Here is an 18,889-nt window from a genome sequence, read left to right as displayed (position 1 = left end):
CGTTCAAAAAATTGGTCGATGCGCGTGGAGGAGGTGGCTGGCCAGCCGTTTGAAGCGCGCGGTCGAAGGATTAGCCCTCCTGGTCCCATTGTAAAGATAAAATTCCTAAAAATAGGAATGTGAAGGCCTGTGCGTTTTCTACGCGCCTCTGATCCCCCGATTGACAAACATGCCTGTCCGCGACAGTGTGCGGGCGACACGCTGATGATCCCTCGCGGGAGAGATCGCCGTTGATGCCGCTTTCACCAAGGCGGGCCGACGGTGGCGCCGAAGGAGCAACCGCCCCCGGAAACTCTCAGGCAGCAAGGACCGCAAGGGGATAAGGCAACTCTGGAAAGCAGACGCGGCGCGCAGGCGCGGCGGCTCACCGAAGGAGTAAACCAGTCCGACAGGCTCCGCCGTCGGCTGGTGAATCTCTCAGGTCCAAGACAGAGGGGGCAAACTCTCGCGCCGAACTCTCGGCGCGGGCGCGTTCCCTATGCCGGAGAGCCAGCGTGAGCCAAGACAGCGTGACCGAAGCCGCCGAGACCGTCAAAACCACCCCGTTGCACGCGCTGCACGTCGAACTGGGCGCCCGCATGGTGCCGTTCGCCGGGTATGACATGCCGGTGCAATACCCGCTGGGCATCCTGAAGGAGCACCAGCACACCCGCGAAAAGGCCGGTCTGTTCGACGTCTCCCACATGGGGCAGGTGCGCTTGAAGCCGATGGGTTCGACTGGGACCGATCCGGCGGCGGCGCTGGAGACTCTGGTTCCCGGCGACATCACGGGGTTGGCGCTGGGCCGCACCCGCTACACGCTGTTCCTGAACGAGCAGGGCGGCATCCTCGACGATCTGATGGTGACAAACGCGGGCGATCACCTGTTCCTGGTGGTCAACGCCGCCTGCAAGGAGCAGGACATCGCCCACATGCGCGCCAAGCTGGCCGGTTTGGTCGAGGTCGAACATCTCGATGATCTGGCCCTGCTCGCCCTGCAAGGGCCGCTGGCCGCCGAGGTGATGGCCCGTTTCGTGCCTGAGGCCGCGACCATGAAGTTCATGAGCTGCCTGACCGGCGTCTTCAACGGCCTGCCGGTGACGCTGACCCGTTCGGGCTACACCGGCGAGGACGGCTACGAGATCTCTTGCGCCAACGCCGACGCCGAGGCCATCGCCCGCGCCCTGCTGGCGGAATCGGAGGTCGAGGCGATTGGCCTTGGCGCCCGCGACTCGCTGCGGCTGGAGGCGGGCCTCTGCCTCTACGGCCACGACATCGACACCACCACGACGCCGGTCGATGGCGCGCTGGAATGGACCTTGCCGAAGCGCCGCCGCGCCGAGGGTGGTTTCCCCGGTCACGCCGTCATCGTCCAGCAATTGGCCGACGGCGCGTCGCGCCGCCGCGTCGGCATTCAGCCGGACGGTCGTCAACCGGCCCGCGAGCACACCGACATTCTCGACGCCAACGGCGCCAAGATCGGCGAGATCACCAGCGGCGGATTCGGCCCGACCGCCGGGACGCCGGTCGCCATGGGCTATGTCGACCGCGCGCATTCGGCCATCGGCACGCCCGTCACCCTGATGGTGCGCGGCAAGCCGCTGCCCGCCCGCGTCGCCGCGCTGCCCTTCGTGGCCCAGCGCTATTACCGGGGCTGACCGCTTCCGGTTTCCGTCCAAGTTTCGCCATTCAAAAATTCCGCTTTGAACAGGGGATCAGCATGACCGTGAAATACACCAAGGATCATGAATGGGTGCGCGTCGAGGGTGACGTCGGCACCATCGGCATCAGCAACTTCGCCCAGAGCCAGTTGGGCGACGTCGTGTTCGTCGAACTGCCCGAGGCGGGCCGCGTTCTGGAGCAGGGCAAGGAAGCCGCCGTCGTCGAGTCGGTCAAGGCCGCCAGCGACGTCTATTGCCCGGTCTCCGGCACGGTGATCGAGGCCAACCAGGCGCTGGTCGATGACCCGTCGCTCGCCAACAACGCGCCGGAAAGTGACGGCTGGTTTTTCAAGGTCACGCTCAGCGATCCGTCGCAGCTTGACGCGCTGATGGACGAAGCCGCCTACGCGGCCTTCGTGGAGGAATCCCACTAACATGCGGTACTTGCCCCTGACCGAGGCCGACCGGCAGTCCATGCTGGCGGCCACCCGCGCGGCGTCGGTGAACGATCTGTTCCGCGATGTTCCCGAAGCGGCCCGCCTGTCCGGCCCGATCGGGGGCCTGTCCAACCATATGGGCGAGCTTGAGGTCGAGCGTCATTTGGGCGCGATGGCGGCGAAGAATCTCGCCGCAGGATCGGTCCCCAGCTTTCTGGGCGCCGGCGCCTACCGCCACCATGTCCCGGCGACGGTGGACCACATGGTCCAGCGCGGCGAGTTCCTGACCGCCTACACCCCCTATCAGCCGGAGGTGAGCCAGGGCACCTTGCAGGTTCTTTTCGAGTTCCAGACGCAAGTCTCCCTGCTGACCGGCATGGATGTCGCCAACGCCTCGATGTATGACGGCGCGACCGCCTGCGCCGAGGCCGTCATCATGGCCAACCGGGTGACGCGGCGGAAAAAGGCCGTTCTGTCGGGTGGCCTGCACCCGCATTACCGCGACACCACGACGACCGACGCCCGTTTCATCGGCTTCGACGCCGTGGCGCTGCCCGCCGATCCGACCGGAGTCGAGGATCTGGCCGCGCAGGTCGATGACAAGACCTCTTGCGTCGTGGTGCAGAATCCCAGCGTCTTCGGTCAAATCCGCGATTATTCCGATCTGGCCAAGGTCTGCCAGGCCAAGGGCGCGCTGCTGATCGTCGTGGTGACGGAGGCGCTTTCGCTCGGCCTGCTCACCCCGCCGGGCGAGATGGGGGCCGACATCGTCGCGGCGGAAGGCCAGTCCTTCGGCAACGCGCTGAATTTCGGCGGCCCCTATGTCGGGCTGTTCGCGGTGAAGGACAAATATGTCCGCCAGATGCCGGGCCGCTTGTGCGGCGAGACATTGGACGCCGATGGTCGTCGCGGCTTCGTGCTGACCCTCTCGACCCGCGAGCAGCACATCCGCCGCGAAAAGGCGACCTCGAACATCTGCACCAACGCCGGTCTGTGCGCGCTGGCCTTCTCGATCCATGTCAGCCTGTTGGGCGAGGCCGGGATCACCCAGTTGGCGCAACTGAACCACGCCAAGGCGGTGCAACTGGCCGACAAGCTGGCGGCGGTGCCCGGCGTCGAAATCGTCAACGACGGCTTTTTCAACGAATTCACCGTCAAGCTGCCGAAATCCGCCACGGCGGTGGTGGAAGCGCTGGCCGAACGCCGCATTCTGGGCGGCGTGCCGGTGTCGCGCCTGTATCCGGGCGCGATGGATGATTTGCTGCTGGTCGCCGTCACCGAGACCAACACCGAGTCCGACATGGACGCCTTCGCCACGGCGCTTGCTGAGGTTCTGTCATGAGCATGAATTCCCAGGGCCGCCCCTCGGCCATTCCGGCGGCGGGCGTCGCCGACGCCGTGACCGGCACTTTCACCGGCAACCGTGGCCTTCAGATCGAAGAGCCGCTGATTTTTGAACAGGACGCCGCCGGACGCTGCGGCGTCGATCTGCCGGACGTTCCCAAGGTGGCCGCGCGCCTGGGCGGGGTGAAGCCGCGCGCCAAGGTTGGTCTGCCCGGTCTGGCCGAGCCGCAGGTGGTCCGCCACTACACCCGCCTGTCGCAAAAGAACTACGCCATCGACAGCGGCCTGTACCCGCTCGGCTCTTGCACGATGAAGCACAACCCGCGCCTGAACGAGAAGATGGCGCGGCTGCCCGGCTTCGCCGACGTTCACCCGCTCCAGCCGCTCAGCACCGTGCAGGGCGCGCTGGAGCTGATGGATTCGCTGGCCCATTGGCTGAAGACCCTGACCGGCATGGCGGCGGTGACGCTGGCCCCGGCGGCGGGCGCCCATGGCGAGATGTGCGGCATCATGGCGATCCGCTCCGCGCATGAGGCCAAGGGCGACACGGCCCGCACCAAGATCCTGGTGCCGGAAAGCGCCCATGGCACCAACCCGGCGACCGCCGCCGCCTGCGGCTACGCGGTGGAATCGATCCCGGCGACCGCCGATGGCCGCGTCGATCTCGACGCCTTGAAGGCGAAGCTGGGGCCGGACGTCGCCGGTCTGATGCTGACCAACCCGAACACCTGCGGCCTGTTCGAGCGCGACATCATCGCGATTGGCGAGGCGGTGCACGCGGCGGGCGCCTATTTCTACTGCGACGGCGCCAACTTCAACGCCATCGTCGGGCGGGTTCGCCCGGCCGATCTTGGCGTCGACGCCATGCACATCAACCTGCACAAGACCTTCTCCACCCCGCATGGCGGCGGTGGTCCGGGGTCGGGTCCGGTGGTGTTTTCCGAGGCGCTGGCCCCCTATGTGCCGGTTCCCTACGTCACCCATGGGGTTGACGGTTTCGATCTGGTTGAAAACGCCGAGGACGGCCCGGCCTTTGGCCGGATGAAGGCGTTCCATGGCCAGATGGGCATGTTCACCCGCGCCCTGTCCTACATGCTCAGCCACGGCGCCGATGGGCTGTGGCAGGCGTCGGGCGACGCGGTGCTGAACGCCAACTATGTGATGGCCCGCCTGGAAGACGTGATGACCGCGTCGTTCGAGGGGCCGTGCATGCACGAATGCCTGTTCGACGACCGTTTCCTGAAGGGCACCGGCGTCACCACGCTCGACATCGCCAAGGCGTTGATCGACGAGGGCTTCCACCCGATGACCATGTATTTCCCGCTGGTCGTCCATGGCGCTCTGTTGATCGAGCCGACGGAAACCGAAAGCAAGGCCAGCCTGGACCAGTTCATCGACGCGCTGCGCGCGTTGGCGGAACGGGCCAAGGGCGGCGACGTCGCCTATTTCCAGGGCGCGCCGCGTCTGACGCCGCGCCGCCGCCTGGACGAAACGGCGGCGGCCCGCAAACCGATCCTGCGCTGGACTCCGCCGGTTGGGGCTGAGGCGCTGGCCGCCGAGTAACGGACGGCGGTTGAAACGAGGCCCGCTCCTCCCACACGGAGGGCGGGCCTTTTTTGTGCCTGCGGCAATTTCGCAATTAAGAATGACTCGCAATAATGGAGGTGGTGTTGTAGAATGCGCTTCGCAACCAAGCGAAGGAGCGTGGACGATGTGCGAAACGGTTGGGGAAGGGCGTCCGTCGCCCTGGACGGTGATGGACCTGACGGCGGCGGAACGCGCCCTGCTGACCGGCGTCCGCCAATGGTTCCGCGCCGGGACGGCGGGGGCGATGGCGTCGATGCGCATCGGCCTGAACATCGCCGGGGTGCCGAACACGGCGTTGCTGCCATTGTTCGCGCTGCTGGGAACCTTCGCCGTCGCCAACGCCGCCAAGCCTGAGGTGCGCTGCCCCGCCTGCGCGCGGGTCAGCGCGGATGAGGCGGCTATGCTCGACGCGCTGGCGGCGATTCAGGGGGGGGATTCGGAAACGGCGGCGCAACTGTTCGACCGCTGGCTGCCGGTGGTCGCCCTGTGCATGGCCACCGACGCGCTGCGGGAGTTGGCGGGAATCCTCGACGCCGCCCGCATCTATCTGCCGCGTCGCCGCCCGGCCCGTCTGGTCGCCATGGCGCTGGCGGCGGAGTGATCCTGGAGCCGGTCGTGAACGGGGTGCTCTGAAGTGCCGGAAGGTTGAAACACAGTCTCTGAGAATGTGAATAAAATACAACATTCCGGCATTTTAGCGTCTTGCTATGAATATTGAGACGAAACGATTTTGAGTTGATCGGAATAATCCAGCACACCTATAACGAAAGCGGCATTGACGCCTATTTTGCTCCTTGATAATTTCTTCTCGTCAAAGACGATCAACATCGGTGATTTGATTGACAAGAGAATTTACTTAAAATGTTTATCATTCAGGGGTGAAGCATGCTGAGAATCGTCAATCTGGGTCGCACGGGTCTGTATGTCGTGATGCGTGGTGGCGCGCTGACCAACATTGGCGAGCGCAGCCATTGGGCCAGCGCGGACGAGGCTCGCCGTTGCGCGCAGGCGGAAAGCACCCTGGTCAGCGATTTCATCACGCGGACCACCCCGTGACGTCCTGTTGAGCGACAGCGAACCGGAATGGAAAAGGGGCGCGTCCGGCTGGGCGCGCCCCTTTTTTTGGCAAGTCAAAAACGGCCAAGTCAGAAACGGCGTTGTGAGTGGTTTATCCGGCGCGCACGCGGACCAGGAAGCGATCAACCTCGGCGCCCAACGTCTGGGCTTGACGTGACAAATCCTTGGTGGCGTCCAGAACATTGCGGGCTTCGACCCCGGCGTTGCTGGCCGAACTGTTGACGCGCAGGATGGTCTCGCTGACCTCGCGGGTGCCGATGGACGCTTGCTGAACGTTGCGGGCGATTTCCGTGGTGGCGGCGCCCTGTTCTTCCATGGCGGTGGCGATGGAGGTCGAGATCTCGTTGATGCGGGAAATCGTGCCGGAGATGGAGCGGATGGCTCCAACGGCCTCCTGCGTGGCCCCTTGCACGGCGCCGATCTGGGTGTTGATTTCCTCGGTCGCCTTGGCGGTCTGGTTGGCCAGAGACTTGACCTCGCTGGCGACGACGGCGAAACCCTTGCCCGCTTCACCGGCGCGGGCGGCCTCGATGGTGGCGTTCAGCGCCAACAGATTGGTTTGGCTGGCGATGTCGTGGATGAGCTTGACCACCTGACCGATCTTGCTGGCGGCGTCGGCCAACCCCTGCACGGTGGCGTTGGTTCGTTCCGCTTCCGTCATCGCCGCCCCGGCGATGGCGGCGGATTGCGTCACCTGATGGCTGATCTCGCTGATCGACGCCGTCAACTCCTCCGCCGCCGCCGCGACGGTCTGGATGTTGACGGAAGCCTCCTCGGCGGCGGCGGCGACCTGGGTCGATTGCTCGCTCGTCGTTTCAGCGGTGCGGCTCATGCTCTGCGCCGTGCCTTGCAACTGGCTGGCGGCGGCGGCCACGGCCTGAACCACGCCCTTGACCTCGCGCTCGAAGCTGTCGGCGGTCGAGCCAAGCTCGCGGGTGATGATCGCGGCGGTGTTGAGGTCGATGTAGACCGACGTCGCCAGATCCATGTCGAGGAACACGGCCTTGTTGATCGACTGGAGCAGCAGGGCGAGCTTCTCCGGCTTCTTGCGGTACACTTGCGCCGCCAGATCAATCAGCTTGTTCAGCGTGAAGCAATAAGCCCCGGTGTACCAACGCGGCTCAAGACCGATTCGTTGATGGGTTTGACCGATCTTCAACACCTGATTGACATAGGCGTCGTCAAAGGTGCCGGTGAACACGTTGCGCAGCCAATGTTGCTTCTGAAGGTCGCGCGCCCGGCTGACAGTCGTCGGGCTGGACAACAAAACAGCAACCTGCGGAACGTTGCGCAGGTACGAGTAAAACTCATCAAGAATTTGGTCGATCCGTTGCGCCAGATAAGGCTGAAATTCGCGAAGAACCGCTTTTGTCGGTTCATCAATGCGCAAAAAGGCAATGCGTTCAGCGACGGTTTGAGTCTGGGCGGCGTTCGACATGGACGCATTCTCCAAAGGGCGATATCGGCAGCGTACAAAGAATTTGTCAAAAATTCTACAGGTTCCACCGGGGCGGCCATGATGCGATTCTTAACGCAATTTTAAATACGTCACTTTGTCGCAGACTGCTTTTTGCTCGAACGGGTCGAGGTGGATGTCCACATGATCCGATCATTGCTGAAAAATGCAGCTTATTGGCGCAAAAAAACCCGGCGCTGGCCGGGCTTTTTTTGGTGGGGTGACGTTGGAACGCTGAATGGGGCGCGGCGATCAGGCGGGGATCGCACCCCGTGTCGATCGGCGCAACGCCTGGGCGGCGACCAGAACCGCTCGTTGCAGCTTCTCGAACGCGCGCACCTCAATCTGCCGCACACGCTCGCGCGAGACGGAAAATTGCTGGCTGAGCGCCTCCAACGTCGAAGGGTCTTCCTTCAGGCGGCGTTCAAACAGGATGCGGCGTTCGCGGGGATCCAGCCGATCCAACGCCTGGGCGACGAGACGGCGGCGCACCGTCAACTCGTTCGCGTCGGCCAGGACGGCGTCCTGCGTCGGTCGGACGTCGGCCAACATCTCCAGCCAGTTGGAATCGCCATCGCCGGGGAGAGCGGCGTCGAGCGAACTGTCGCTGGCGGACAGGCGGCGGTTCATCTCCACCACCTCGTTTTCCGACACAGAGAGTTCGGTGGCGATGGCGGTCACGGTGTGGGCGGACAAATCACCCTGTTCCAGTTCGGCCATCTGACTTTTCAGACGACGCAGATTGAAGAACAGCTTCTTCTGCGCGGCGGTCGTTCCCATTTTCACCAACGACCATGTGTGCAGGATGTATTCCTGAATGGCGGCGCGAATCCACCAGGTGGCGTAGGTGGCAAAGCGGAAGCCGCGCTGGGGATCGAATTTCTGAGCGGCCTGCATCAGCCCGACATTGCCCTCGGCCACCAGATCGACCATGGACAGGCCATAGCCGCCAAAGCCACGGGCGATCTTGATGACAAGGCGCAGGTGGCTGCCGACCAGCCGATCAAGCGCCTGGGGGCTGCCCCGTTCGCGCCAGTTGACGGCCAACTCACGCTCTTCATCGGGGGCCAGGATCGGATAACGCCTGGACTCCTCAATATAGCGGGTGAAGCTGGAGCTTTCGCTGTTCAGAAATTTTTTCAGCACCCGATTGCCTCCTCTTTGAAAGCTCCACGGTTTGTGGGGACCTATCCTTTGAACAGTGGCCGGAGGGGAATCGACCAGTCTCTAAAATTTATTCTGTATTTTTATTGTGAACAGGGGGAGATCTGGTCAAAACCCGACGTGCAGGACCAATGATGGCGGGGCCATTGAGCGCGATCAAGTGTTTGATCGGTAAAGGCGGTGAGGATTTTCGGCGTATGTCTGGGCGTTTTCCTTGCGCCGGTGATGAGGATTACTTTGGCGCGGCGCTATGACCTTAGGCTTTTTGGCCATCGGCCATTCGTCGGGATGTTTTTGAAGCCTTGGCGGCGACGAGACGCGTCAAGAGCGCAGCTCGCGGGCCGTTTTCGGGCCTCAATCTCCTCCCACGGGGTGTGGTGGGAACGGACAAAGGATTAAAAATAGGGCGGCGTTGTGACGTTTGTGACCGGATTTTCGATCTATGACGATGGGGCGGGCGAGGGTGGCGCGAAAAAGGCGCGTTTCCGGTTGGAACGCGCCCTTTTCAAGACCAACGATGCGACGCCGTCTTCAGTCGATGACGGTGCGCTTGCGCCCCAGACCGAGCTTGGTCGCCATTTCCGAACGGGCCTTGGCGTAGTTCGGGGCCACCATCGGGTATTCCGGCGGCAGCGACCATTTGGCGCGATATTCGTCCGGCGACAGGTCGTAGACGGTCTTCAGATGCCGCTTGAGCATCTTCAGCTTCTTCCCGTCTTCCAGGCAGACGATGTATTCCGGCGTCACCGACTTCTTGATCGAGACGGCGGGAACCAGCTCCTGCTTGGCGGCGGCGGGCTTGTCGTCGCCCAGGTTGCGGAACGCCGCCTGAACGTTGTGGATCAGCGACGGCAAATCATGGACCGACACCGTGTTGTTGCCGACATAGGCGGCGACAACCTTGGCGGTCAGCGATTGCAGATCGGCGAATTCGATGGTCATGGCGTCACCCCGTGTGCGGTGTGTGGAGCGGATCAGCCGTTGACCGAATCGCGCAGCTGCTTGGCGGGCTTGAACTTCGGCGCCTTGGAGGCGGCGATGGCGACCACTTCGCCGGTGCGGGGGTTGCGGCCTTCACGGGCGGCGCGCTCGGCCACCTCGAAGATGCCGAAGCCGGCCAGACGCACGTCCTCGCCACGGCCCAGCGCGGAGCTGATGCCCTCGAACACCGCCTGAACGACCTTGGCCGCGTCGGCCTTCTTAATGCCGGCGTTGGTGGCGACGGTTTCGATCAGTTCGGCCTGGTTCATGCAAAACTCCATTGGGTCGGTTTGGTTTCGGTTTTTCGGAGTTATTGGCAGAACGGCCGCATTCGCACAAGGGCGAACACCACAAAGGCAACCCATGGCGCCCATTCCCGGCCTTTCTTCGCTTCGGATGGGCCAGCGGAGCGGCGACGGAACGTGCCGAGGCGCGGGTCGCGGATTCAAAGTTGCGTGTTACCAGCGTGAAACAAGACGACTCGCGCTTGAGGTTGGGGAGGCTTGACGTGAGGACAAACCTCCCCATCTGCCAGGGGTTCGGGTCCGGGCCCCTCTGGCGACCGAGGCGTCGGTCGTGATGTCGGAACCTCTTGATTTCACCGCTCACGCAGCGCCATCAAGCGGGTTGTCTCTATGGACACTCTCTACGCATCCTTTCTCGTGGATTTTCTCGGAAAACCCCTGTGGGTCTGGTTTGCCTTCATCGGCGTCGTTGTTGGGCTGCTGGCCCTTGACCTGGGGGTTCTCAACCGCCGCGACCATGACATCGGCGTGGTGGAAAGCCTGAAGTTGTCGGCCTTTTACATCGCCATCGCCCTGCTGTTCGGCGGCTGGATCTGGTGGTCGTTGGGCGACGAGGCGGCTTTGCTGTATTACACCGGCTATTTCGTTGAAAAGAGCCTGTCGCTCGACAATGTGTTCGTCATTTCCCTCATCTTCACCTATTTCGCCGTGCCACGCGCCGTGCAGCACCGGGTGTTGTTCTGGGGCATTCTGGGGGTGGTCGTCCTGCGCGGTCTGATGATCGGCGCCGGCGCCGCCCTGATCGCGGAATTCCACTGGATCCTCTATCTCTTCGGCGCGTTCCTGTTGCTGTCCGGGGTCAAGATGCTGGTGTCGGCGGACAGCGAGCCGGACATCGCCCACAACCCGGTTCTGACCTTTCTCAAGCGGCGTTTGCCGGTGACGGACGGCTTCCACGGGCATCACTTCTTCGTCAAGCAGCCCGACGCGAGGGGCCGAGGCGGCGCGCGCTGGATGGCGACGCCGCTGCTTCTGGCGCTGGTGATGGTCGAACTGGCCGATCTGGTCTTTGCCGTGGACAGCGTTCCGGCGGTCTTCGCCATCACCACGGATCCCTATCTGGTCTACACCAGCAATATTTTTGCGGTTCTGGGGCTGCGGGCGCTCTATTTCGCGCTGGCGGCGATGGTCCACCGCTTCCGCTATCTGAAGGTCGCGCTGGCCCTGGTCCTGGTTTTCATCGGGGCCAAAATTTTCTACACGGAGTTTTTTGGCAAACTTGATCCGCTGCTGTCGCTGGGCGTCACGCTGGGGTTGATCGGCGGCGGCGTGGTGGTGTCGCTGTTGAAGACCCGCCATGAGGAACGGCAAGCGCAGCCGGGCTGAGGTCGGGGAACCGGGAAGGGCGGCGCGTTGGGGCCGATCAGAACCCCAACGCCCGCAACTCCGCGACGCTGTCCGCCGCGTTCCGGTGCAGGATGAAACGCCCGCCCGCCGCTTCCCACGGCGCGCGGGCTTTTTCGCGGTCATCGACCAGCAGGGCGCCGGGGCCGCCATGCAGCGGCTTGTCGCGGGCCATGCAGGTGATGACCGGAACCTCCGGCCCCAGCCGCTCGGCCACCCAGCGGGTCTTTTGCGGGGCGGCCCAGCCGCCTTGCGGCAGGCCGGTCAGGATGGTGGGGCGGTGTGGCGCGCAGAAGGCCCACAGCGCCCGGCCATCCGGGGTGAAATCCAGCGAGCCGAAAAAGTCTGGGTGGCGGGCCAGCGCCCGCCACATCGCCGCCAAGGGCAACTCGTCCGGGCGTTTGCCCGTCACCGCGACGACGCCCCGGTCGAAATCGGCCAGAACGCCGTCGAGATCCAGAAACAGAACCGGACGAGTCATGGGCGGCCTCGCCTCAGCCCAATTCCGCCCGCTCGCGGAACTCGTCGAGCGCCATCGGGTTCGCCAGCGCCTCCGTGTTCTTGATCGGGCGGCCATGCACGGCGTCGCGCACCGCCAGTTCGGTGATCTTGCCGGAGCGGGTGCGCGGGATGTCCTTCACCTGGATGATCTTCGCCGGGACGTGGCGGGGCGAGCAATTGTCCTTGATCCGCTTGCGGATGGCCTTTTCCAACGCCTCGTCCAACGCCATGCCCTCGCGCAGCACGACGAACAGCACGACGCGGACGTCGCCGTCCCACTCCTGGCCGATGCAGACGGCCTCCATGATCTCTGGCAATTGTTCGACCTGCCGGTAAATCTCCGCCGTGCCGATGCGCACGCCGCCGGGATTCAGCACCGCGTCGGAGCGGCCATAGATGACCCAGCCGCCATGTTCGGTCTGGCCGATGAAATCGCCATGCACCCAGATGTTGGGGAAACGGTCGAAATAGGCGGCGCGGTATTTCGCCCCGTCGGGGTCGGCCCAAAAACCGATGGGCATGCTGGGGAAGGGGCGGGTGCAGACCAACTCGCCCTTGTCGCCGCGCACGGCGTGGCCGTTGTCGTCGAACGCCTCCACCGCCATGCCCAGGCCGCGCGTCTGGATCTCGCCGACCCACACCGGGGCGACCGGGTTGCCCAGCACGAAGCAGGACATGATGTCGGTGCCGCCGCTGATCGAGGCGAGATGGACGTCCGCCTTGATCGAGCGATAGACGAACTCGAAATTCTCCGGCATCAGCGGCGAGCCGGTCGAGGTCAGCGTCCGCACGCTGGCCAGCGAATGGGTCTTGATCGGCTCCAGCCCGGATTTTTCCAACGACTGGATGAATTTCGCCGAGGTGCCGAACAGCGTGACCCGCTCCGCGTCGGCGTAATCGAACAGGATCTCGCCGGTCGGGGCGAAGGGCGAGCCGTCATACAGGATCAGCGTCGTGCCGCTGGCCAGCCCCGTGACCAGCCAGTTCCACATCATCCAGCCGCAGGTGGTGAAGTAAAACAGCCGATCGCCCGGCTTCAGATCGCAATGGAGCCGGTGCTCCTTGACGTGCTGAAGCAGGGTGCCGCCGGTTCCATGCACGATGCATTTCGGCTTTCCGGTGGTGCCGGACGAATAGAGGATGAACAGCGGGTGGTCGAAAGCGACCCGCTCAAAGGTCGGTTCGCCCGCCGGGTGCGGAGCCATGAACGCGTGAAAGCCGACGGCGTTGGGCACGCTGGACAAATCCGGGGCGGCGTCCACATAGGGAACGACCACGGTGGCGCGGACGCTGGGCAGATCGGCCAGAACCTCGGCCAGCTTGGCGCGGATGTCGTGGCTTTTGCCGTTGTACCAATAGGCGTCGGGGGCGAAGACCACCTTCGGCTCGATCTGGCCGAAGCGGTCGACGATGCCCTGCACGCCGAAATCGGGCGAGCAGGAGGACCAGACCGCGCCCAGGCTGGCGGCGGCGAGCATGGCGGCCAGCGTTTCCGGCATGTTCGGCATGATGGCGGCGACGCGGTCGCCCTTGCCGACCCCTTGCGCCTTCAACGCCTGCTGCAAGCGCGAGACGGTCGCCGTCAACTCGGCGCCCGACCAGCGGGTCTTCACCTTGTCCTCGCCCCAAAAAACGACGGCGTCGCCAGCGGGCAGGGCGGCCAGCATGTTTTCGGCGTAGCTGAGGCTGGCGTCAGGGAACCAGCGGGCGCCCGGCATCTTGTCGCCGTCGAGCAGATCGACCGCGCCCAGATCGCCGGTCAACCCGGCCCAGTCCCACAGGAAGCGCCAGAATTGCTCCTTCTCGGCGATGGTCCAATTGTAGAGCGCCTCGTAGTCATCCAGCCGCAAGCCAAAACGCGCGTTGGCCGCCGCCCGGAAGGCGGTCAGGTTGGCGTTGGCGACGCGCTCCTCGCTCGGGCGCCACAGCGGAGTGTCCATTCTCGTATCCCTCGGGTGTGTTGATTTGGTCCTGTCCGATTTGCTTGGTGCATCGGATTGCGGGGCAGCATAGCGCAAGCCTTGGCCTTTTGTCTGTCCCCGGCTTGCGGCGGCGCAGCGGCGCAATCAGGACGGAACAAGCGGGGCGGGACACGCGTTTCCATCACGAGACGTTCGTGAACCAAGGAGGCGGCCATGCTTGGCACCGTGCTGTTGATTGTTCTGGTGGTGATGCTGTTGGGGGCCTTTCCGGCTTGGCCGCACAGCCGGGGGTGGGGTTATGGGCCGACCGGCGGGCTTGGGCTTGTCCTGGTGGTGCTGGTCGTTCTGCTGCTGATGGGACGCATTTAGCGGGGTTTGGCCGTGGGGCGGCGGCGCAGGACGAACAGCAACCAGCCGACCGGCCCCAGAAGCAGCACCATCACCAACCAGCCGAGTCGCGGCCCAAAGGGGCAGCGGGATCCCGGCGGAGCGCGCCAACCGCCGCCGGGTGGGGCCAGGGCGACGTGCAGCAACGGCGCGCCGTAAAACAGCAGCGGGATCAGCCAAGCCAGCCACAGGGCGGCGTCGGTGGAATCGGTCGTCATGGGCGGCAGGCTATCATGGGCGGGGCCACGCGTTGCGGCCTTTCGTCGCGAAAGCGAGAGCGGCGATCATGGTTGCCGCGTTGGAAACACGCGGCTTTGCCGCTTGCCGTCCCCGCCTGGATTATCTAGGGTCTTGTTCCAGACGGTCCGAAAGGCTTGGTCATGGCGCTGGAGATCGAGCGACGCTTTCTTGTCCGCAAGGACATCCGGCATCTCTGCCGGGACGGCGTCCGCATCACCCAAGGCTACCTGCCGCGCGATGGGCAGAACACGGTGCGGGTCCGGTTGGCGGGGGACAAGGCGACCCTGACCATGAAGACCGCCAAAAAGGGCGCCAGCCGGGAAGAGCTTGAGTTTCCCTTGCTGCCCGATTTCGCCCGCAAGCTTCTGGAGCATTCCTGCGAAGGTCGGGTGATCGAAAAGACCCGCTACCGCCATCGGCAAGACGGCTTGTGCTGGGAAATCGACGTGTTTGAGGGCGAAAACGCCGGTCTGGTCATCGCCGAGGTCGAGTTGAGCGATCCTGAGCAGCTTGTTCCGCTCCCCGACTGGATCGGCGCCGAGGTCACGAGCCTGCGCGCCTATGGCAACTCCGCCCTGTCGCGCCAACCAATCCGCCGTTGGGTCAGCGCCGCCTGACGGGCGACGCGGTCCAAACAAAAAAGCCCTTCGCGCGATGGAGCGGAAGGGCTTTCTTTTGCGCGCTGGCGGCGGATCGGCTTACGCCGTCCGCACCTTGTTCAAGAAGCCCTGCACCTCGCCGCGCAGGCGGTCGGCCTGATTGGCCAGGGTGCGGCTGGCTTGCAGCACGGCGTCGGCGGCCCCGCCGGTCTTGTTGGCGGCGGTGGTCACTTCGGCGATGTTCTGCATGACTTGCTGGGTGCCTTCGGCGGCTTGCTGGACGTTCTGGGCGATCTCCCGCGTCGCCATGCCTTGTTGCTCCATCGCCTGGGCGATGTCGGTGACGGTGCGGCTGATGGTGGTGACGGCGCTGGAAATGTTGCGGATCGCGTCCACCGCGCCGCCGGTGGCCGTTTGCATGTCGGCGACCTGGGCGGAGATTTCCTCCGTCGCTTTGGCGGTCTGACCGGCGAGGTTCTTCACCTCCGTCGCGACGACGGCGAAGCCCTTGCCAGCCTCGCCCGCGCGGGCGGCTTCGATGGTGGCGTTCAGCGCCAGCAGGTTGGTCTGTTCGGCGATCTCGCCGATCAGGCCGACGACCTGACCGATCCGTTCGGCGGCGTGCGACAGTCCTTCGACGATGCTGTTGGTCTGCACGGCCTTTTCCGCCGCGCCCACCGCCGCTTCCGAACTGGCGTTCAGTTGGCGGGAGATTTCGGCGATGGAGGAGGAGAGTTCTTCCGCCGCCGCCGCGACGGTTTGCACGTTGGTCGTCGCCTGTTCCGACGCGGTGGCGACGGCGGTCGATTTCTTCGTGGTCAACTGCGCGTCGGACGACATTTCCTGCGCGTCGCGCCCCAAGGTGGAGGCCGATTCGGTCAGCGACACGACGACGCCGGACACCGCCTGTTCAAAGCCGTTGGCGAACTCATTCATCGCCCGGCGGCGGTCGGCGTCGATCTGCTGACGCATCTCCTCCCGCTCGCGCTCCATCCGCTGCATCTCCAGCGCGTTGTCCTTGAAGATGGACAGGGCGCGCGACATCGCCCGCAATTCGTCCTTGCGGTCGGCGCCGGGGATCTCAAAGGACAGATCGCCTTCGGCCAGACGGCTCATCGCCCCGGTCATGGCGTGCAGCGGGTGGGTGATGGCGCGGTCGATCACCCAGGCCATCAACCCGCCCAGCACCAGGGCGACGATGGAGCCGATGGTGATGACCATGCCCGAATCGGCCCGCCCGGCCTCGCGGTCGTTTCGTTGAAGCGTGACCAGACGACCGACCAGATCGCTGACCGATCCGGCGGCCTTGGCCATCGCCGACAGGGAGTCCCGCTGCTTCTGGCTGGTCGTCACCAAAGCGTTGAATTCAGCGTCGAAGGCCTTGGCGGCTTCGGTGGTGGCGGCGATCAGCGCGCGCCCCTCTTTGTCCAACAGCAGGGCGCCGGCTTTGCCCGCGACGTCCAGGATGTCCTTGACGGCGTTGGCGACTATGGTCCGCGAATCGGGCGATCCGCTGAGCAGGAAATCACGCTGGCCCAGCATCGCCGCTTGAGCGCCCTGGACCAGCCGCATCGCCATGCCGCGCAGCAGCACCGCCTCGTTCACCTCGCTTTGGGCGTAGGTCGAGGCTTCGCGCAGGGCCGCCGACACCATCGTCTGATTTTCCTGAAGCTCCAAAGCGTTGGCTTGGACATCATGGGCGGCCTGATCGGCGGCGGCGGCGCGATCGGCGGGGATTGAGCCGCTGACGCCGCGCGTTTCCTGGAAGGCGGCCTTGTAGGCGCGCGCGTTCTCGGCGATCCGCTTGGCCAGATCTTCGTCGTTGGTGCCGCTGACGTCCTTTTCAACCGCTTCGGCGGTCTCCACCAACTGGTCGATGGCGGCGGCGATCAGGTCGGGCAGGCTGGCGTCGCTGGTGCGCCGATATTCGCTTTGCTGGCGCCGGGCCTCTTGCACGCGCTCGATCACCTTGTTGGTGCGCTCGGTCGTTTCCAGGCTGTGATGGGCGGCGGTGTCGGCCTCTTTCTGGCTGACCATGTTTTGGTCATAGCGGTCCGACTGCTGCTTGCCGATCTTTTCGGCGATGTCCTTCAAGGCGCGGGCGCGGGTTTCCATGCTGGCGGTGCGCGCGTGCGCCTCGCCATCCAGGGTCACGAAATTGGAAAAGGCGGCGCGGTAGCCGTCGATGCCCGCCAGGACGTCGTCCACCAGACGCAGGCTGCCGCCGTCGATCAAGGCCGCCTTGGTCTCCTGGGCTTCGTGCCGCAGGTTGTCGAGCATGCCGGGGACGTTGGCCGCCGCCTTGGCGTCGCGTTCGGTGACGAAACGCGCCTCCTCAATGCGGACCGACTTCAGGCGTGCGTCCAACTCCGCCGTGTGAGCGGCGAGATCGACGCGCTCGGCATAGGTGCGCAGGCTGTTCCAGCCGACGAACGCCACGGCAACCGTCAGAAGCAGCACGGTGGCGAAACCGAGCGCAATCCGTGTTCCGATCGTCATGGATTGTGGACTCCCCGCTGGCGAATGTTGGTTTTCTTTTCTGTACGCCCTTATTCGACCACAGTAGGTTAATTTTCGCTTTGATGCAGGTCAGGACCAGTCCCTATTTCAGAAACGATCAACCATCCAGGGGCGTGCGCCGCAATATAAGGCGTCCAGAATGTTGATAATCTTTTCTTTACCGTAAAGCAGACCCGTTTGTGAAAGTGTCCGGGCGCTGGCGTGCCCGGTGAACAGGCTGGAGAAGGCGGCGATTCCGAGAGTTGCGGAGGGCGTCTCGTCTTTCTCGCAAATTGCGATTACACCGCCGCCGCCAGCAACCTGAAGATGGAAATTTCCGCAATTTTCAGGAAACAGAGGGTCGTCTATAACCAACGTCAGTGACGCGGTTACGCCGTCCGGATAGGCGCGGCTGGTCAGAGCCTGTCGGACATCCAGCACGCGCAGCAACCACTCGTCCCGTGCGTCCATCTGAACGCCGATGTCGCGGGCCATCAGGGCCAGCGGATCGTCGGGTCCGCCGCGCCAGACGACGCGGTCGGTCTGGGCGCGGTAGCTGGTCAGCAGCCGCGTCGCCAGACGAATCGCCCGCCCGGTCGGCGCGCAGAAATCCGCCACCACCAGCCGCCGATCTTTGGGCGGCAGCAAGGCGATGTAACCCTCCGGTCCATCGGGACCGTTCAGCAGAAACAATTCAGCCGGTTCGCCGTCGGGGCAGAGGGCCAGAGTCCACAGGGCTTCGTTGCGCTCGCCCAAACCATTGTTGACGGCCAGCAGGCTGCGGCGGATGCGCGCCAGCGGCGTCGCGTCGAGCGGATCGGCGGGGCTGATCCAGCCGTCTGTAGCGCCGTCCGCCGCGCCGATGTCGGAACCGTCGCCCAGCGCGGCGGGTGGGGCGCTCCAATCGCAGCTTACGCCGCCCCGGCCAAAGCCCAAACGATGGTAGAGCGGCAGGGTGGACGGGCAGAGAACCGCCAGAGCCGCGCCGCTGGACCGACCTTCGTCGAGCGCCGCGCGCATCAGAGCCGATCCGACGCCCTGTCCGCGCAGGGTTGGCTCCACGGCGACCATGGCGATGGCCTGAGTCGGCACCGGCTGCCCGCCATACCATTGATCCATGCGCCACAGCGCTGCGCAGGCGGCCAGCGTGGTGACGCCGGGGCGCTTTTGGACATGCAGGCGGCGGATCGTCTCGACGCCGAACAGGGCGGCGTAACGGTCAAACACCTCGCGCGGCAGGCCAAAGCCATGCCGGGCCAGCCGGGCGATCTCATCCAGCTCTTCGGCCCGCGCCGGGCCGTATCCTTGGAAGGGGGGCGTGACGGTTGGCTCCCGTGTGTTCAGCGGTGTGTTCGGCGGCTTGATGAAATCGCCGCTATGCGGGCGGGGAACAGAACGGCCAAAAG

At 64.6% G+C, this 18,889-nt stretch carries 18 protein-coding genes and 1 riboswitch; of the genes, 9 read left to right on the top strand and 9 right to left on the bottom strand.

Translation table 11 applies throughout. The features are described 5' to 3' along the window. The first annotated feature begins 205 nt into the window (after positions 1 to 205). Positions 206 to 322: riboswitch (glycine riboswitch) on the top strand. 187 nt (positions 323 to 509) lie between these two features. From gcvT to D3877_RS30130, 6 genes are all read left to right on the top strand, one after another. Then, positions 510 to 1,637 carry a glycine cleavage system aminomethyltransferase GcvT gene (gene gcvT / locus D3877_RS06970; RefSeq protein WP_119830838.1) on the top strand — a complete coding sequence of 376 codons (1,128 nt, stop codon included), beginning with the start codon at positions 510 to 512 and terminating at the stop codon, positions 1,635 to 1,637. A gap of 62 nt (positions 1,638 to 1,699) precedes the next feature. After that, positions 1,700 to 2,074 carry a glycine cleavage system protein GcvH gene (gcvH, locus tag D3877_RS06965; protein WP_119829944.1) on the top strand — a complete coding sequence of 125 codons (375 nt, stop codon included), beginning with the start codon at positions 1,700 to 1,702 and terminating at the stop codon, positions 2,072 to 2,074. 1 nt (position 2,075) lies between these two features. After that, positions 2,076 to 3,419, top strand: a complete 1,344-nt coding sequence (gcvPA, locus tag D3877_RS06960) for an aminomethyl-transferring glycine dehydrogenase subunit GcvPA (protein WP_119829943.1) — start codon at positions 2,076 to 2,078, stop codon at positions 3,417 to 3,419. Then, positions 3,416 to 4,984, top strand: coding sequence for an aminomethyl-transferring glycine dehydrogenase subunit GcvPB (gcvPB, locus tag D3877_RS06955; RefSeq protein ID WP_119829942.1), 1,569 nt, complete (start codon positions 3,416 to 3,418; stop codon positions 4,982 to 4,984). Before gcvPA ends, gcvPB begins: the two co-directional genes overlap by 4 nt. A gap of 148 nt (positions 4,985 to 5,132) precedes the next feature. Next, positions 5,133 to 5,609, top strand: coding sequence for a hypothetical protein (locus D3877_RS06950; protein ID WP_119829941.1), 477 nt, complete (start codon positions 5,133 to 5,135; stop codon positions 5,607 to 5,609). A 284-nt stretch (positions 5,610 to 5,893) separates the two neighbouring features. Beyond that, entirely contained in the window at positions 5,894 to 6,064 is a 171-nt protein-coding gene (locus D3877_RS30130) for a hypothetical protein (protein WP_199720714.1), read from the top strand. 112 nt (positions 6,065 to 6,176) lie between these two features. Here D3877_RS30130 and D3877_RS06945 read toward each other — a convergent pair whose 3' ends face one another. The 4 genes from D3877_RS06945 to D3877_RS06930 all read right to left on the bottom strand — a co-directional run bounded on the left by D3877_RS06945 (position 6,177) and on the right by D3877_RS06930 (position 9,955). Beyond that, entirely contained in the window at positions 6,177 to 7,523 is a 1,347-nt protein-coding gene (locus D3877_RS06945) for a globin-coupled sensor protein (RefSeq protein WP_119829940.1), read from the bottom strand. Positions 7,524 to 7,793: 270 nt separating this feature from the next. Next, positions 7,794 to 8,687, bottom strand: coding sequence for an RNA polymerase sigma factor RpoH (gene rpoH / locus D3877_RS06940; RefSeq protein WP_119829939.1), 894 nt, complete (start codon positions 8,685 to 8,687; stop codon positions 7,794 to 7,796). Positions 8,688 to 9,236: 549 nt separating this feature from the next. Beyond that, positions 9,237 to 9,647 carry a Ros/MucR family transcriptional regulator gene (locus D3877_RS06935; RefSeq protein ID WP_119829938.1) on the bottom strand — a complete coding sequence of 137 codons (411 nt, stop codon included), beginning with the start codon at positions 9,645 to 9,647 and terminating at the stop codon, positions 9,237 to 9,239. 32 nt (positions 9,648 to 9,679) lie between these two features. Then, positions 9,680 to 9,955 (bottom strand): HU family DNA-binding protein, encoded by a 276-nt coding sequence (locus D3877_RS06930; protein ID WP_085556605.1) that lies wholly within the window; start codon positions 9,953 to 9,955, stop codon positions 9,680 to 9,682. Positions 9,956 to 10,321: 366 nt separating this feature from the next. Here D3877_RS06930 and D3877_RS06925 point away from each other — a divergent pair, with 366 nt between their 5' ends. Next, entirely contained in the window at positions 10,322 to 11,317 is a 996-nt protein-coding gene (locus tag D3877_RS06925) for a TerC family protein (protein ID WP_119829937.1), read from the top strand. A 37-nt stretch (positions 11,318 to 11,354) separates the two neighbouring features. Here D3877_RS06925 and D3877_RS06920 read toward each other — a convergent pair whose 3' ends face one another. Then, entirely contained in the window at positions 11,355 to 11,816 is a 462-nt protein-coding gene (locus D3877_RS06920) for an HAD family hydrolase (protein ID WP_119829936.1), read from the bottom strand. A 13-nt stretch (positions 11,817 to 11,829) separates the two neighbouring features. Continuing rightward, positions 11,830 to 13,776 (bottom strand): acetoacetate--CoA ligase, encoded by a 1,947-nt coding sequence (locus D3877_RS06915; RefSeq protein WP_119829935.1) that lies wholly within the window; start codon positions 13,774 to 13,776, stop codon positions 11,830 to 11,832. Between the two features lie 195 nt (positions 13,777 to 13,971). On the opposite strand from D3877_RS06915, the gene D3877_RS06910 reads away from it, so the two are divergent. Beyond that, positions 13,972 to 14,127, top strand: coding sequence for a DUF3309 family protein (locus D3877_RS06910; protein ID WP_119829934.1), 156 nt, complete (start codon positions 13,972 to 13,974; stop codon positions 14,125 to 14,127). Here the strand turns inward: D3877_RS06910 and D3877_RS06905 are convergent. Continuing rightward, a complete protein-coding gene (locus tag D3877_RS06905; RefSeq protein WP_119829933.1) occupies positions 14,124 to 14,363 on the bottom strand; it encodes a hypothetical protein in 240 nt (79 codons plus the stop codon). The genes D3877_RS06910 and D3877_RS06905 overlap by 4 nt on opposite strands. A 162-nt stretch (positions 14,364 to 14,525) precedes the next feature. On the opposite strand from D3877_RS06905, the gene D3877_RS06900 reads away from it, so the two are divergent. Then, positions 14,526 to 15,002, top strand: a complete 477-nt coding sequence (locus D3877_RS06900; protein WP_119829932.1) for a CYTH domain-containing protein — start codon at positions 14,526 to 14,528, stop codon at positions 15,000 to 15,002. 81 nt (positions 15,003 to 15,083) lie between these two features. On the opposite strand, the gene D3877_RS06895 is transcribed toward D3877_RS06900, so the two are convergent. Both D3877_RS06895 and D3877_RS06890 read right to left on the bottom strand, forming a co-directional pair. Beyond that, positions 15,084 to 17,483, bottom strand: a complete 2,400-nt coding sequence (locus D3877_RS06895; RefSeq protein WP_119829931.1) for a methyl-accepting chemotaxis protein — start codon at positions 17,481 to 17,483, stop codon at positions 15,084 to 15,086. 108 nt (positions 17,484 to 17,591) lie between these two features. Then, on the bottom strand, positions 17,592 to 18,827 hold the full coding sequence (locus D3877_RS06890) for a GNAT family N-acetyltransferase (protein WP_274379622.1): 1,236 nt from the start codon (positions 18,825 to 18,827) through the stop codon (positions 17,592 to 17,594). Positions 18,828 to 18,889 lie beyond the last annotated feature (62 nt).

The organism is Azospirillum cavernae (assembly GCF_003590795.1).
Lineage (GTDB): Bacteria > Pseudomonadota > Alphaproteobacteria > Azospirillales > Azospirillaceae > Azospirillum > Azospirillum cavernae.
This window is presented reverse-complemented; position numbering and strand designations above follow the sequence as displayed.